15 protein-coding genes are annotated in these 16,461 nt (G+C 36.8%); 10 read left to right on the forward strand and 5 right to left on the reverse strand.

Annotated elements, in window-relative coordinates; all coding sequences use genetic code 11:
- Positions 1-209 precede the first annotated feature (209 nt).
- From acsn021_RS00370 to acsn021_RS00390, 5 genes are all read left to right on the forward strand, one after another.
- Positions 210-1,292 (forward strand): protein kinase family protein, encoded by a 1,083-nt coding sequence (locus acsn021_RS00370; protein WP_184093085.1) that lies wholly within the window; start codon positions 210-212, stop codon positions 1,290-1,292.
- Positions 1,293-1,484: 192 nt separating this feature from the next.
- Complete coding sequence (locus tag acsn021_RS00375; RefSeq protein ID WP_184093084.1) at positions 1,485-2,879, forward strand: PEGA domain-containing protein; 1,395 nt, start codon at positions 1,485-1,487, stop codon at positions 2,877-2,879.
- Between the two features lie 122 nt (positions 2,880-3,001).
- A complete protein-coding gene (locus tag acsn021_RS00380; protein WP_184093083.1) occupies positions 3,002-3,418 on the forward strand; it encodes a protease complex subunit PrcB family protein in 417 nt (138 codons plus the stop codon).
- Between the two features lie 414 nt (positions 3,419-3,832).
- Positions 3,833-4,078, forward strand: a complete 246-nt coding sequence (locus acsn021_RS00385) for a Veg family protein (RefSeq protein WP_243167875.1) — start codon at positions 3,833-3,835, stop codon at positions 4,076-4,078.
- Between the two features lie 140 nt (positions 4,079-4,218).
- Positions 4,219-5,787 (forward strand): DUF3794 and LysM peptidoglycan-binding domain-containing protein, encoded by a 1,569-nt coding sequence (locus acsn021_RS00390; protein WP_184093082.1) that lies wholly within the window; start codon positions 4,219-4,221, stop codon positions 5,785-5,787.
- 193 nt (positions 5,788-5,980) lie between these two features.
- Here acsn021_RS00390 and acsn021_RS00395 read toward each other — a convergent pair whose 3' ends face one another.
- The 3 genes from acsn021_RS00395 to spoIIR all read right to left on the reverse strand — a co-directional run bounded on the left by acsn021_RS00395 (position 5,981) and on the right by spoIIR (position 8,456).
- Positions 5,981-6,577, reverse strand: a complete 597-nt coding sequence (locus acsn021_RS00395) for a hypothetical protein (protein WP_184093081.1) — start codon at positions 6,575-6,577, stop codon at positions 5,981-5,983.
- Positions 6,578-6,766: 189 nt separating this feature from the next.
- Positions 6,767-7,639 (reverse strand): 4-(cytidine 5'-diphospho)-2-C-methyl-D-erythritol kinase, encoded by an 873-nt coding sequence (gene ispE, locus acsn021_RS00400; RefSeq protein ID WP_184093080.1) that lies wholly within the window; start codon positions 7,637-7,639, stop codon positions 6,767-6,769.
- A gap of 139 nt (positions 7,640-7,778) precedes the next feature.
- Positions 7,779-8,456, reverse strand: a complete 678-nt coding sequence (gene spoIIR, locus acsn021_RS00405) for a stage II sporulation protein R (RefSeq protein ID WP_184093079.1) — start codon at positions 8,454-8,456, stop codon at positions 7,779-7,781.
- A 370-nt stretch (positions 8,457-8,826) separates the two neighbouring features.
- Between spoIIR and acsn021_RS00410 the strand changes: the two genes are divergently transcribed.
- The 3 genes from acsn021_RS00410 (at position 8,827) to acsn021_RS00420 (ending at position 11,239) form a co-directional block, all read left to right on the forward strand.
- Positions 8,827-9,909 (forward strand): D-alanine--D-alanine ligase family protein, encoded by a 1,083-nt coding sequence (locus acsn021_RS00410; RefSeq protein WP_184093078.1) that lies wholly within the window; start codon positions 8,827-8,829, stop codon positions 9,907-9,909.
- Positions 9,899-10,720, forward strand: coding sequence for a glutamate racemase (murI, locus tag acsn021_RS00415; RefSeq protein ID WP_184093077.1), 822 nt, complete (start codon positions 9,899-9,901; stop codon positions 10,718-10,720). Before acsn021_RS00410 ends, murI begins: the two co-directional genes overlap by 11 nt.
- Positions 10,721-10,804: 84 nt before the next feature.
- Entirely contained in the window at positions 10,805-11,239 is a 435-nt protein-coding gene (locus tag acsn021_RS00420; protein WP_184093076.1) for a DUF1934 domain-containing protein, read from the forward strand.
- Positions 11,240-11,371: 132 nt separating this feature from the next.
- Here acsn021_RS00420 and acsn021_RS00425 read toward each other — a convergent pair whose 3' ends face one another.
- Both acsn021_RS00425 and acsn021_RS00430 read right to left on the reverse strand, forming a co-directional pair.
- Entirely contained in the window at positions 11,372-11,833 is a 462-nt protein-coding gene (locus acsn021_RS00425) for a hypothetical protein (RefSeq protein ID WP_184093075.1), read from the reverse strand.
- A gap of 73 nt (positions 11,834-11,906) precedes the next feature.
- Positions 11,907-12,635 (reverse strand): lysophospholipid acyltransferase family protein, encoded by a 729-nt coding sequence (locus acsn021_RS00430; protein ID WP_184093074.1) that lies wholly within the window; start codon positions 12,633-12,635, stop codon positions 11,907-11,909.
- Between the two features lie 770 nt (positions 12,636-13,405).
- Here acsn021_RS00430 and acsn021_RS00435 point away from each other — a divergent pair.
- Together acsn021_RS00435 and acsn021_RS00440 are read left to right on the forward strand one after the other, a co-directional pair.
- Positions 13,406-14,863, forward strand: coding sequence for a nicotinate phosphoribosyltransferase (locus acsn021_RS00435; RefSeq protein WP_184093073.1), 1,458 nt, complete (start codon positions 13,406-13,408; stop codon positions 14,861-14,863).
- Between the two features lie 41 nt (positions 14,864-14,904).
- Positions 14,905-16,152: a M15 family metallopeptidase gene (locus acsn021_RS00440; protein ID WP_184093072.1), complete on the forward strand. Its 1,248-nt coding sequence runs from the start codon at positions 14,905-14,907 to the stop codon at positions 16,150-16,152.
- Positions 16,153-16,461 lie beyond the last annotated feature (309 nt).

The following is a 16,461-nucleotide window of genomic DNA, read 5'->3' on the forward strand; positions in this document are numbered from 1 at the left end:
TGTATATGAAAACACTTTATAAATTATTACCACTATAGGTTGATATATTTTTCTATACGGTCGATATTAAATACAAATGAAAAGCTTTTTTGATATCAAATTTATCTGAAATCCTTACATTTCCTGTCATGAATCAGGTGCATTTATCATAGGATTAAAAGAGACACCCCTATGCAGCGGTGCAATAGTTTGAGTCAGGAGGCTTTCCTATGGAGGATAGAAATCTAGAACTTTTAAGACAATATAATATAAAAATCTACAACACATACAGAATCAGGGGGGCATATATAGTAGAGACGGATAAGGGACTCAAGCTATTGAAAAGCTTAGAGAGTTCGAAAAGTCGTGTCGAGTTTGAGAATACCCTTCTTGAGTATCTAACCGTTCAAAACTACCCTTATGTAGATTTATATATTAAGAATTCGGCAGGTGAATTAATTACAGAGGATGGTGCCGGAAATCGGTTTGTACTAAAAAACTGGTTTCCCGGGGAGGAATGCAATCTTAGAAATGAAGCAGACATTGCGGATGCTACAACTAATCTGGCACTTTTACATTCCATGCTGCGTGAGGTACCCTTAACGAAAGAACAGGCAGAATGGAGTACATATTCTAATCTTACCGAAGTTTTTGATAAAAGAAACCGTGAATTAAAACGTGTCAGAGGCTATATTCGGGAAAAACGAAAAAAAAATGAGTTCGAAATATGTTATTTGAATTGTTATGATGAATTTTATGAACAGTCTCAGCAGGCAGCAGAGATTCTGACGAATTCCAATTATGAAGCCTTAATGCAGGAGGCCATAGAGCATAAGTATATCTGCCATGGTAATTACACCTATCATAATGTAATTATGATTAATACCAATCAGATTGGCTATAGTAACTGGAAGCCTTCTTATCAAACCGAATACCTTTCAGCAGCTGGTTTACGTGGAAAAGTAAACGGAAATATGGCAACCACCAACTTTGATAAAGCTTGTATGGGAGTTCAAGTTATAGACTTATATCAGTATCTTAGAAAGGTTATGGAAAAGAATGAATGGGATATTGATCTAGGAAGTAGAATACTTGATACCTATAATCAAGTACTTCCCATTGATAAAGATGAGCTTAAGTTATTATATGTACTACTTCTATATCCTGAAAAATTCTGGAAGATAACAAACTTTTATTATAATGGAAAGAAATCCTGGGTTCCCCAGCGCAATATACAAAAACTTATCGGAATTCAGGAACAGAAAGAAAAAAAGAAGAAATTTATGGAACGACTGGAAGCAACACTGGGTTAGAGTTACAGTAAGGCAGTTGCGAAATGATTAAGAATCGAATATAATAGTAAAAATGAGGTTAATTAAGTCAAAAATTCCTTAAGAGAAGTCCCTAAGGCATAGCGTCAGGGTATGTTCCTGCTGTGGTGATATACCCTGGTAAACAAGTCCGGGTAACAGGAGCGTTATGTGCCTTATTACAGGAGGTAAACATTGGAAGATAAAACGTATGGATATAAAGTACATAAGAGACGAATCGTAGGTATTTTTCCCGTTTTTTTAATAGGAGCCTTTTTTGTGATACTGCTGGTTATGGCGTTTCATGTTACAGCAAAGGACTCAAATCAAAATGGACATAATTCTTCAGCAACATCAGGAAATGGTACAATACCACCTTCTGATGAAGGACAGGATGGGAGGAATAAAGAGTTTCTAGCAGTGGTAAAGGAAATTAATAAAGAAGATTTAACTATGACTTTATTAGATACTAATTCCGGACAAGATATTATACTAGGGTATAGCGGCGGAACTCAGGTTTTGGACAAATATGAAAAAGTATTATCCGTTGCCCAGTTATCTTCTGGGGTAATGGTAGATGCTGTTTATAATACAGATACTTTAAAGCTTACAAAAGTACAGTTAACCAACCAGGCCTGGGAATATAAAGGGGTTAGCAACTGGGCTATTTATGACTTGGAACAGCGCATTGATATTGTGGATACGAAATATCGTTACTCAGATAAAACAGTAGTCACCAGAGATGGAAAGCTTTTAGATGCAAATGTCCTTCATGAAAAGGATGAAGTGATTATAAGAGGCTACGATAAATTTATATGGTCCATCGAGGTGGTAAAGGGTCATGGGACTCTTATATTTAAGGATTATGACGATTTTATCGGTGGCATTGCGCATATTGGAAACAGAGAAACCCTTGCGGTAACAGAGGATATGACCGCGATTGTGCGGGAAGGAACATATGACATTACTTTGGAAAATGGGAACTTAAAAGGGACAAGGACTATAACAGTAATTCCTCAGGAGTCATTTATAGTGGATATGGGTGAATTTAAAAAGCCCAAGGCTCAGATGGGAGTAGTAGATTTTATAATATCTCCATATGGAGCAGAACTAAAAATTGATGGAACGGAAAAAGAGTACGAGAACGCAGTTGAACTTAAATACGGAGAACACAAAATAGAGGTGGCTCTTGGTGGATATACGACATATACAGGAACTCTTAATTTAGAGGAAGAGGAGAAGACCGTTAATATCACTTTGGCTGAAACCAAGAAAGATACAGATGCAGATGATACCTCTGAAAATGAGGATGAAACTACGAATAAACCGGCTGATACATCGAAGGGCAGCGGGGATTATGAACAGGTATCTTACAATAATTATATTTATGTTGAGGAGCCGGAAGGAGCTTCTATCTACTTTAACGGTCAATTTAAAGGAACTTCACCGGTGAGTTTTCCAAAAGAAGTGGGAACCCATTACATTACATTGATACAATCCGGCTATTCTACTAAAACTTATACGGTAGAAGTTAAGGATGATAAGGAAGATGTCAAACTAACGTTTCCCGCAATGATAAAGTCAGAGTAAAAGGCTTGTAAGAATAACCCGGAGCAAAAGCAGTTGTATTCTACTGTTAGGTTTCTGGGTTATTTTGGTATATTTTATAACATAAGACATAGAATAAACTAAGGAGATTCTATGGAGGCATTATGCGAAAGGTTAAGATATGGGTGCTGCTGTTTGCCTTAGTCGGAAGCAGTTTTTTATTAACCGGTTGTAAATCTGAAAAAACAGATATTAAAAAAATTAAGGATTTGGAGTTTACCGTTGTAGAAGATGCAGATGTACCGGAGCAGCTTATGGAAATTATTAATGAAAAGAAAAAAGAACCCTTTAAGATGTCTTATGCAAATGGCGACAGCTTATACATAGTGGTAGGTTATGGAGAAAAGCCCACGGGAGGTTACAGCATAGCAGTAGACAATTTATTTTTAACATCAAATGCTGTTTATATTGATACGAATTTAATTGGACCGGCGGAGAATGAGCAGGTAACCAATGCCCTTACCTATCCCTACATAGTAGTTAAAACGGAGTTTATTGATAAAAGTGTAGTGTTTGAGTAGATTTTTTGCTGGAGACTGCTTTTGGTTATTAATTTTACAAAAATTACGAGTATTGTATTTAAAAGCAGCTTCTCCGGTAATATCAATAAATTCTGGTGATTATTGCCTTGATATGTTAAAATTGCCTAATTTTATTGTGCAATAAGTCAAAATGCGGAAAAATTTAAAATTAATTCTGTAAATTAATAACAATAAATACTGACTTATAACAAAGTGAATTGGCACATTTTTTGTACACAAGTCTCGTAAAAATTGTGAGTTGTCAGAAAATTTGTTGACAAGCCGTAAAATTCATGTTATAGTGACTATGGTTGTAATTTGGATATTTATGTTCAGAGATTTTAGACATCTTTAGAGTGGAAGAGTTGGTCTAAAACCTTAATATAAAGATGTACTACTCTTAAGGAGGCTATTATGATGATGAAACAGGCAGATGTCAGCAAGGTTCGCAGAGAAATAATAAGTCACGTGGGAAGCAGAGTAAAAATCAAAGCGAATAGAGGAAGAAATAAAATGGATATTACAGAGGGCATTATCACTGAGACATATCCAAGTATATTTTTAATTAAAATAGAAGATGGCAGTTCTGATACGGTAAAAACAATGTCATTTAGTTATGCCGATGTTTTAACAAAAGATGTGCAGATGATGCTCTGCTAAGTTATAATAGACAGGCTTTGGCTGTTGCAAAAGGTATGCTTATACCTTTTGCAGCAGCTTTTTTATGCGGTATATTTAATTTATTCATAAAAAGGATACCTTCTGAATATGATATGGTATAAGACAAGGAGGGATAGTTTGTGGAACTGATCAAGAAAAATATCCATATGAATAAATTGAAATGTCAAACCAGTCTTCAGCTTACCTTAGACGATGATTTTAATGTTCCTGATGCAAAACCTGACATTTATAAAATTATTAAAGAGCAAGGCTCAGTTAAAATCAATGATGTAAAAATGTCAAATGGTAAGTTAATGGTAAAAGGTGCGCTTTGTTTCAATGATTTGTATTTGAGCGATGAAAATGCAAGACCGGTAAATAACATGTCCGGGGAAGTGGCCTTTGACGAATTAATTCATCTGGAGGATGCCTGCGCTGGTGATGATGCAATAATTAACTGGGAACTGGAGGATTTGACAACTGGTTTAATTAATTCCAGAAAGCTGAGTGTAAAAGCGATTGTGAAGTTGACTGTCCTAGTGGAGGATTTGTACGATGAAGCAACAGCAGTTTCTGTAGACGGAGAAGAGGATATCCAGTTTATTAACAAAAGTATTACGGTAACCGATGTAGCAGTTGACAAAAAAGACACCTACCGGGTAAAAGACCAGATACACCTACCCTCAGGTAAGGGGAACATCTCAGAGATTTTATACAGTGAAGTTGAATTAAGAAATCCGGAGGTTCGTTTACTGGACAGCAAATTTTCTGAAAAGGGTGAAATTCTCGTCTTTATCCTTTATGCAAGTGAAAATGAAGAAACCCCGGTTGAATATTTTGAGACGGAACTGCCTTTTAGCACTATAGTGGAATGCAATGGCTGTACGGAAGATATGATAGATAATATCAATTTTTCCATTGCCAGTAAAAGCTTAGATGTTATGCCTGATGCGGATGGAGAACAGAGGATTATCGATCTTGAGGTTGTGCTTGAGATGGGGATAAAAATATATGAGGAAGAAGAACTGGAATTACTAAACGATGTTTATTCTCCTTCAAAAGAGTTAGTACCGGTTTTAAAAGAAGCACATTATGAGGATTTGTTAGTGAAGAATAACAGTAAAGTCAGGGTCAATGATCGTGTCAGGCTAACCCAGAATCAACCCGAGATACTTCAAATCTGCCATGCCAGCGGTGAAATTAAAGTGGATGATATTGAACTTATAGAAAATGGTCTGGAAGTAAACGGCGTATTGGAAGTACAGATTTTGTACATATGTCCGGATGATAATAAACCTCTAAATTCGGTGAAAGGGGTTATACCCTTTAATCAGTTAATCGAAGCAAAAGGTATAAATCAGAATAGTATTTATAATGTGAAGCCGGCATTGGAGCAATTGAGTGTTATGATGCTTGACAGTGAAGAGATAGAAGTAAAGGCTGGTATCGGTTTAAATGCTATGGTCTTCAATACAGTAACAGAGCCTATTATTACAGATATTGAAGTGTATGATATTGATTATGAGAAGCTTCAGTCAATGCCCAGTGTTGTGGGTTATATTGTAAAAGCCAGGGATACTTTATGGAACATTGCAAAGAAATACTATACGACTATAGACCGGATTAAACAAATTAACGGATTGGAAGAAGATAATGTAAAGGTTGGAGATAAACTTATTATTACAAAAAAGGTAGACCGATATATATAATAAGTTATGTATGTACATAAGCAGAGCCGAGGGAAATTAAGTTCCAACGGCTCTGTTTTGTATATAAACCAGTTACTAAGAATAATCTATTGTTTTTAAATTGTTTCTTTGTAAATTTGAAGTTGGCAGTACCGGGTTTACATTTTGATAACTACCGTTTTTTATATGTACAAAATCGTTTTGTAAGAGTTTTTTATTTAGCTCCAGCACTCTCTTTTGAAGAACTTCTCCACTGTTCCAGCTTTTCCATCGTTGCATCAAAAGTCTTTTGACAAATTTCTGGTAGTTCTCCGCCCCAAGCTTTTTTTGCCTGTTCAAAGCCTTCCTTTATGGCATCTGCCATAGCATCAATTTTATCCGGGTCACCGCCGGTAAGAGCTTTGGCAAAAGATATAAGGCGGTCAGAAGTTTGGTTTACACCCCAGTACCCGTCCTCTGCAATATCAGCGTTTGCTTGCGCAGCTGTTTCGTCATCTACAGTTACTTTACCCTCACGAAGCAGTTGGTACATCGTTGCCTCATCAAAGGTCTGGCCTTGCTGCAACATCATTTTTTCAACTAAATCCCGAAGCTGTTTTGTACGTTTTTCAGCATCTGCCTTTAGCTGGGCAATGGTTACCGTGTCCTGTTTATAAACCGGTTTTTTTACAGTTTCCTCTGTGCTTTTTTCATATACAGCAGCGGGTTCATTAGCTGTACTACTTATAGTGGTGTCAGACTCGGTTTTTTTCTTAGTCTGTGTAGTAGTGGTGCTTCCGTAATTAGAAGCAGTAATTCCATTTACTCCCATATTGGTACCCTCCTTGGTATTATAAGTTTACTAGATATGGTTATTATCGGAATTATATTGTAAAAACTTTAGGTATGTACAAAACTCTTTGCTTTTTTTAAGGAAGTAGACGAAATCACCAAAATAAAGGTGATTTCGTCTACTTCTATCACATAAAATGATAGTCTTATACTTGGCTAATTGAGATATTTAATAGACGGGGTGATATAAATTTGTCAAAAAAACCTGTTTACTTAATTCACTTATTTTAAATTGATAAAATGCTTTTTCTGCTGCCTTTAAATCATCAAACAAGCCGAATACGGTTGGACCACTGCCACTCATTAGAGATACTAGTGCACCATACTCCAGCATTTTTTCTTTAATAGTTCCAATAATGGGATAGTCTTTCATTGTAACTGTTTCTAATATATTACCGAAATCGCTAATTGCTGTATAAAGATTATTTTGTTCAATACCTTTTATAATACCATCTATATTCGGGTGATTTATTGTCTCATTAAGCTTTAAATGTTCGTAAACATATTTGGTAGATACATTAATGGAAGGCTTAACAATAAGTACGTGACAAGCAGGAAAGTGAGGCAGAGGAGTTAAGACTTCACCGATACCCTCAGATAAGGCAGTCCCCCTCATAATACAATAAGGTACGTCAGCACCTAATTTTAATCCCAGTTCCATAAGTTTTTCTCTGGAAAGCTTTAAATCAAACAGCCTGCTCAAGCCAAACAGCGTAGCTGCGGCATCCGTACTTCCGCCAGCCATACCGGCTGCAACAGGGATTTTTTTCTCCAATAAAATGGATACGCCCTGATTTATGTTATATTCTTTCTTAATTAAGGCGGCAGCTTTATAACAAAGATTATTATCATCGGTTGGAAGGTAATGGAGATTGGTCTTTACGATTACCCCTGTATGATTACAGCGGTTTATGGTCAGCTTATCGTATAAGCCGATTGTCTGCATAATCATGCGGACTTCGTGATAACCATCTTCTCTTTTTCTCACTACGTCTAACCCTAAATTAATCTTGGCAAATGCTTTGAGTCTGATTGTATTCATAAGTATTCCTGTTCTCCTTATGTATTTTAGCACTTGTTAAAACCTATTACTGAGCATTTGTGCTGTAAGGCCAATTGCCATACAGCAGCACATTACTATGATTATATGCTTATGGTAGCATATTTGCAATAGTGCACTTTTAATCTGCCAGCAAATCCTTTACCAAAGATATTAATTTAAACTTGACTTTGACTTTTGGCTTATTCGTTGAGAGGATTGAGGTATACTCATCCTCCGTAAGAAAATATTTAAGCTGGTCCTTGGATTCTTTTGGCACAACACTATAAGTTGCATCGACAAAGCAAAGAGGTGGGAACATGATACACCACCAGTTTTGGCCCTTTGCCTCCCCCAATTCAATGCGAAGTGCTTCATAATCTCCCGGAGGCAGGGACAAATCGCCATACACTTTTAAAGGAAAATAATCATTGGATAGGGAGGCTTTGGAAGTATATGTAAAGCCGTTCTCTGCTATTACGGAGTCTGCCAGGCTTTTAAGAGAGGTTAATTGGCTTTTTAGAAGCTCTCTTGCCTGCTCCGTACTGCCGGCATCTTTTAAGAGCGGCTCCAGATAAGAGGTTACCGCCGCCTTTATTTTTAACTTCAGTGCTTGATCCTCTGTAGAATCACTATTGGCAATTACATGAAAGCGTATAATTTCAGAAGCAATCCCTTTTTGAAGTGTTTCTGCACTTTTAGGGGCTGCAATAACGTTATAGATGGAGAAAAAACTAATACTAAGCAGAAGACAGGCAATTACCAGCCAGCGATTATCTTTATGTAAGAATATCTTTTGTAGAGTGCTTTTTAATGTCATAAATACTCCGTTCTGCTGAAATTCAGCTAAGTTTTTTTCTATTATAAAATATAAAATCTTTGAGAACTAACAGTGCTATGTATTGGAATATTTTAAGTATTGACATGATTGAAAGACTTAAACAAACTGAAACAGATTATTTATAGTAAGTAAAACATCTAATTTTTGTAAAATTAAAAACAGGAGAGGATTGTAAGTTAGCTATTGAATGTTCCACAAATAAATAGTAAAATGAATAAAGTGTTTCAAACAATAATAAATATAGTGTAAGTATTTTGATTCCATAGCTTAAGTGACTGGGCTATTTTTTCTGATAGCCATAAGCTTATGTAAATCATGTGTTTTAAGCTAAAAAGAAAGGATACTTATTATGAATAAAAAAACAGTGGCAGTTTTATTTGGCGGCAGGTCTTCAGAACATGAGGTTTCCTGTGTTTCGGCAAAAACTATTATTTCAAATATAAATAGAGATTTATATGAGGTTATCATAGTCGGTATTACAAAGGAAGGGAAATGGATTAAAGTAAACTCCATTGAAGATATTACTTCCGGGAAGTGGAAAAACGGAACAACAACAGCGGTTATATCCCCAGATGCCACACAAAAAGCAGTATTATTTCTGGAGGGTAATAAGGTAAACATAGAAAAAGTTGATGTTGTATTCCCTGTACTTCATGGGTTGAATGGTGAAGACGGTACTGTTCAGGGGCTTTTAGAGCTTGCAGGAATTCCATATGTAGGCTGTGGAGTGGTGGCTTCCGGGGTATCCATGGATAAGCTGTTTACAAAAATCATTGCAGATTCCTTAGGAATACGTCAGGCAAAATATGCAGCCGTTCTGAAAAAGGAACTGGAGCAAATACATAAGGTAACAGAAAAAATTGAAAGTGTTCTCCCCTATCCGGTATTTATCAAACCTTCTAATGCCGGTTCTTCTAGAGGTGTATCAAAAGCAACGAACCGGGAAGAATTAATAGCAGGTCTTTATGCAGCAGCGGAACATGACCGTAAAATTCTTGTTGAAGAGACTATAATCGGACGTGAAATTGAATGTGCAGTACTTGGCGGTAATGAACCAAGAGCTTCAGGAGTAGGAGAAATCATTGCAGCAGCGGATTTTTACGATTACGATGCAAAATATAACAATGAAGAGTCCAAAACCATTATATCTCCGGAATTGCCGGGCAATGCTACTGAGACAGTAAGGGATTTCGCAGTTAAGATTTTTAAAGCTGTAGATGGGTATGGTTTATCCCGCGTTGATTTCTTTGTAATAAACGATGGAGAAGTTATATTTAATGAAATAAATACGATGCCCGGCTTTACAGCAATCAGTATGTATCCTAAGTTATGGGAAGCCAAAGGCATTGGCAAGCCTCAGTTGATTGAAAAGTTATTGCAGTTGGCATTTGCAAGGGCAGCAGAGGCAGGAGGCGAAAACGATGGCCAGTAGTGCGCCAATCGGTGTGTTTGATTCAGGAATCGGCGGCTTAACGGTAGCCAGAGAAATTATGAGACAGATTCCGGGCGAAACGATTATATATTTTGGTGATACAGCCAGAGTACCTTATGGAAGCAAATCAAAAAAGACTATTATAACGTATTCAAGACAAATTGTTCGATTTTTACAGACAAAAAATGTTAAGGCTATTGTAATAGCCTGTAATACAGCCAGTGCTTTTGCATTAGAGACAGTTGCATCTGAGGTATCTATTCCGGTAATCGGAGTGGTAAAACCCGGGGCAAGGATTGCAGCAAAGGCAACTAGAAATGGAAATATTGGTATAATAGGAACGGAAGGTACTATAAGCAGTGGTATCTATAATACTTACTTAAGTGAAACGAACCCTACGGTAAACGTCTACGGTAAAGCCTGCCCTCTATTTGTTCCGTTGGTGGAAGAGGGCTGGCTTACTGACCCTGTAACTGTGGAGGTGGCAAAAAGATATATAAAGGAACTATTAAGTTATGATATTGATACTTTAGTTTTGGGATGCACTCACTATCCATTGATACGTCATACCATTGGAGATATTGTTGGTAATAATGTCACATTGGTAAATCCTGCTTATGAAACAGCACGTGAATTAAAGAAGGTTCTCGAAAAAGAAGGAATTGAAAGTACGGCAACAGCAGGAGAACATAAATTCTATGTAAGTGATGGTGCGGAAAAATTTCAGAAATTTGCCAATACGATTCTTCCCTGTGAAGTAGTGGAAACAAAGGATATTAATATTGAAAGTTTTGCGGATTCATTAATTTAAGAGGTATAATAGCTGGTTGTAAGTAAACTTAGGACAAGAAAGGCAGTATCACAGACAAGCCTGTGATATGCAAAGGGTATAAGAATGAAAAAAAATGTACTGGTGTCAATATCTGGACTTCAATATGAAATCGATAAGGATGAAGCGGTAGAAGTAATCTCTGTTGGTGAGTATTATAATAAAAATGGTAAACATTATGTACTTTATGAAGAAATTTTAGAAGAGGTGGCTGGTGTAACCAACTGTACCATTAAAATTACAGATAATCAGATTGATATTATTAAAAGAGGTGCCAACAACGTTCATATGGTTTTTGAAACGAATAAAAAGAATACCACCTATTATCAGACTCCTTTTGGTGAGTTACAGATAGGCATCTACACAAACCAAATAGAAGTACATGAAGAAGAAGATAAGATTATAGCAGACATTAACTATGGTCTTGACATAAACTATTCCTTTGTGTCAGATTGTCAGATTCAAATTAAACTAACTTCCAAAAAACAACAGGAAAGCTGAAAGAAATAGAACAGTGCAAGTACAGATAGCACTAGAGCATACAGATGAATGTTAAAATGAAAAGGAGTCTTTCTCATTCCGTGGATATGCCCTTTGGCTTGCCCGGGTTATGAGACAGACTCTTCGTTTTATCTAAGCTTTTTCTTTATTGCTTAATTTATTTTTAATTTTTTGAAAGAATTTTTGTTTTTCTGGTTTTACATCTAAGTTAGAGCGAAGACCTTTAACGTCCATAATATAAATACCGTTCATAACTGCTTTAACTTCTTTTTTAATTGGAATCAAATCAAATACCTTATCATCACACATTAAAGTCATGATTTTTGGTCCGATTTTTGCTTTCACAATGGGAACCTTTGAGCCGCGCAGATATTTTGGAGTTTGGTCAACAACTATTTTGGGAAGATTTGCTTCTTTAAGCTTCATCCTTTTTTTATCTATAACTAAAATAGAAACTGTTTGTGCACCAGCTTTCATCTGTGCCTGGGACTCCTCGGATTTCTTCTGGAGCTTTCTTCCATAAATCATTAAACCGATGAATGCGGCGAGAATAACAGCCAAAACAATCAATATAATAATAACAGCGGTTTTCACGTATGTACCTCCTTCCTTTTGCATGCAATGGTAATATTGTATCATTAAATATTTAAAAGTTCAAGACTGAGTATTACACCAGAGGCTCGTTCTTTTCTAAGGTTTCCTTGATAATGTTTTGTATATGAGAACCGATAAATTTGCGTGTTTCCTTATCTAGTTCGTCAGGATAAACAGGTTTTCCATATTCAATAACTACATGGGCTTTTCGTATCCAAGGAAGATGGGTTTCAAAAATAGTATCGGTATTGTTAATGGATACCGGGATGATTGGACATCCTGACTTTTCTGCCATTTTTAAACTGCCTTCTTTAAAGGGCAGCATTTCCTTCCCTTGATTTCGGGTGCCTTCCGGGGAGATAAAAACAGAATACCCCTGTTTTATCAATTCTATACCCTGCAGGATTGTTTTTAAGCCTTCCCGTACGTTATCCCTGTCTAAAAACAGACAGTTTAGGTAGCGCATCCAGATGCTGATAAACGGGAGTTTTGACATTTCCTTTTTGGCAACAAAACCCGTTAAGTTAGGAACCGTAGTATATCCAATCAGGATATCAAAGTAACTTCTGTGATTGGCTACGTACAGTACCGCTTTGTCTTTTGGAACATTCTCTAATCCGATAACTGTCTTTCTTATGCCACAAATAAACAGTATAATTTTAAAAGCGCCTACTACAATTGCTTGAGAAGATTTCACCTTCATATGAGGATTTATTTTTCCAATGATGGTTTCAATCAAAAATAAGGGTATACTGATAATAAAAAAGATAAGTAAAAATAAGCCTACAAGTATTGTTTTCATAAAGCCCTCCCGGCTGATTTTAAATGTTTATGTTATCCAAAGAAAAATAGTCAACTTATAGTGCAAGCACAAAGTTGCCTCCTTCTTTTGATGGTTCTGGTAAGCGGATTAGAAATTCGAATGCAGTGCATTCTCATTCACGCTGCGCTTATCCAAAGAAAAATAGTCAACTTATAGTGCAAGTACAAAGTTGCCTCCTTCTTTTGATGGTTCTGGTAAGCGGATTAGAAATTCGAATGCAGTGCATTCTCATTCACGCTGCGCTTATCCAAAGAAAAATAGTCAACTTATAGTGCAAGCACAAAGTTGCCTCCTTTTCTTTGGACTAATCCGCTTACCGTGGATATTATACCACAATGTAAGAAAAAAATCTTTATAAATATTATGTTCTTTACAATTTTCTTAAGGATTATTAAATATTTTGCTATTTCTTGTACTATTAAAAGAATATGATATAATGTAGAAGATAATGAAATTGGACTCTCAGAACAGACATAACAAATCCTTTGATTCATTAAAAGGAAGATAAGCGGCAGTGTTTATTAGTGTGAATTATCGAAATATAATTTACACCCTGATTAGAGGCAGGGTTCCATCTTTTTAAGATGTGGCATGCAATGGGAGCTAGTATGAGACAAGCAGCAATTATGCCAAGGGTTTAAATTCATCCCGATTTGTATGCAGCAGGTATTTTAAGCAGTCTCTAATGCATACGATGGGAGTTTAATAAAAGCGCCTTTACGGGCACCTATGAACAAAGGAGTAAACACATGGGAAATGAGAATCTTACCTTATTAACAGATTTTTATGAATTAACTATGATGCAGGGTTATTTTAAAAATAATACCAATGACACAGTAATCTTTGACGTTTTTTACAGAACTAACCCTTCCGGAAGCGGCTACTCCATATGTGCCGGACTGGATCAGGTTATGGATTATATAAAAAACATTCGTTTTAGTCAGGAAGATATCGCATATTTAGCAAGCTTAAATATGTTTGATAAGGATTTTCTGGATTATCTTGTTGATTTCCGCTTTACCGGTGATATATATGCGGTTCCGGAAGGTACAGTTATTTTTCCTATGGAACCGATTGTTAAGGTGATTGCACCTATTATAGAGGCTCAGCTAGTAGAGACAGCTATACTTAATATTATCAACCACCAGAGCTTAATTGCCACTAAGGCTTCCAGAGTATGTTATGCAGCGCAGGGTGACGGAGTAATGGAATTTGGTTTAAGACGCGCCCAGGGACCGGATGCAGGTACTTTAGGTGCCCGTGCCGCGGTTATCGGGGGTTGTATCGGTACCAGTAACGTTCTTGCTGCAAAACAATATGGAATGCCTGTATTGGGAACTCATGCCCATAGCTGGATAATGAGTTTTGAAGATGAATTAACAGCGTTTCGCACGTATGCAGACTTATATCCGGATAATGCAACCTTACTGGTGGATACCTATGACACACTTCGTTCTGGAGTACCGAATGCTATTACTGTATTTAAAGAATTAAAAGAATCCGGAACCATGCCTAAAAAGTATGGCATCCGCTTAGACAGTGGGGATTTAGCATATCTATCTAAGAAAGCCAGAAAAATGTTAGATGCAGCAGGCTTTCATGATGCTACCATTGTTGCTTCCAGTGACTTGGATGAGTATTTAATAGATTCTCTAAAAACCCAGGGAGCAGCAATTGACTCCTGGGGAGTTGGTACAAATCTAATAACATCCAAAGACTGCCCTGCCTTCGGGGGAGTATATAAGCTGGCTGCAATTGAAAAAGAAGGCACCTTTATACCTAAGATAAAATTATCAGAGAATCAGTGGAAGATAACGAATCCTGGAAATAAAAAAGTGTATCGTATCTATGATAAGGAAAGTGGCAAAATTAAAGCCGATTTAATTACCATGTCATATGAGACCTATTCTGAGGAAAATCCCCTTAAGCTCTTTGACCCAATGGCAACCTGGAAAAAGACGTATCTTAAAGCAGGTACTTATTCCTTAAGAGAATTGCTGGTACCAATATTTATAGATGGAAAATGTGTTTATGAATCACCAGCCGTTATGGATATCAGGGAATATTGCCAGCAAGAGTTGAATACTTTATGGGATGAGACAAGAAGACTTGTAAATCCTCATGATGTTTATGTGGATTTATCCAATGAGCTATTTCAATTAAAGAATCAGTTGTTAGATAATCTGAATGTAAACGGCCATAATTAAATACATTGGCTGAACAGGAGGATTGTTAATCAGGAGAAAGTATGTTAAGCAGAAAGAAAAAACGTATGATTAAAAGGCGCTTAAAGATAGCGGCCATTGTTGGTGTGCCTGTTGCTATCATATGCGCTATTTCCTATATTTCAATAAGCTCCTTATCCCATGCCAGTGAGTCCACATTTAAACCGGGGCAATATAATGACAATTCATCATACCCAGGTAAAAAGGATGAATATAATAATACAAACTCTGGAAAGACAGAGGATGTAGTTGTGGATGAAAACGAAACAGAAGAAGTAATTACAAATCATGACAATTTAGTGCCGGACACAGACCCCTATAGCATTACGGTACTTGTTAATAAGGAATTGCCGCTGCCTTCCGATTATATACCGGAAGACTTGGTTATTCCTAATGTTGAATTCTCGTTTGATTATACTAGTGAAAAAAATTATATGAGACAGGAAGCCGCAGATGCCCTGGAGGAGTTATTTCAAGGTGCAGTTGCCGATGGGATTGAACTGAATGCAGTATCTGCCTATCGCTCCTATGACAGGCAATATGAGATATTTACCAATAACGTAAAAAAACAAGGTCTTGTTCATACGTCGCAGTACTCAGCAGTACCGGGTTACAGTGAACATCAAACGGGACTCTCTATCGATGTCTCAGCAGATGTTGTAGCCAATCGTTTAGATAGTTCCTTTGCTGATACAGCAGAAGGAAAGTGGTTACGGGAAAATGCATATATATATGGATACATAATAAGATATCCCGAAGAAAAAACCACTCTCACTGGTTTTTCTTACGAACCCTGGCATATACGCTATGTGGGTAAGCCACTCGCCTTGTATTTATATAATAATAATTTATGTTTGGAAGAGTACTTTAATTTTGAATATAGTAAAGACTATACGGATGTAATTAGTTACGACAATCTGGAAGACTATGGAATTGATTTGGCGGATGTTACAGTTCCAACTAGACGACCAACCAGGATACCGACTAAAATACCCACCGTTTCGCCTACTATAACGCCTACAAAAGTTCCGGAGGAGGGAGGAGAGGATGAAGAAGAGAAGCCATCCATTACTCCGACTGTTACACCTACACCGAAACCAAGTAATGGTGAAGATACGGTTAATGTACCAACAGGAACTGTAACACCTGCCATTCCGGTAGAAGAAACACCCGATGACCCGGAACTAGAAGATTCAGAAACGGAGATTCCTGATGATATTACTCCAAGTGCCACGCCTTTTGTTACACCGATACCTAGTACCAATGGTTAAGGGGTTAATAAAATACGCATTCATACATTGATTTGGGGTATAAAAAATTGGGATTGACAATTCAAAAAGTTTATACTATCATTATCATTAACAAAATTAAAATAACCTGAAAAACCATGATGGAGAGAGTAAGAGTCGAAGTGAAAATTATAGCGAGTCAGAGATAGTGTAAGTCTGATATGAGTAGCAGATTCCCAAAATCACTCCTAAGTTGTAAGCTGAAATCAAGTAAGCCGAGCCGGTATCCACCGTTACATGGAAGCATATCATAATTCTTTTGGTGCAATACTTAACTTAAGGATTCGTATG

Source organism: Anaerocolumna cellulosilytica, from assembly GCF_014218335.1.
Classification (GTDB): Bacteria; Bacillota; Clostridia; order Lachnospirales; family Lachnospiraceae; genus Anaerocolumna; species Anaerocolumna cellulosilytica.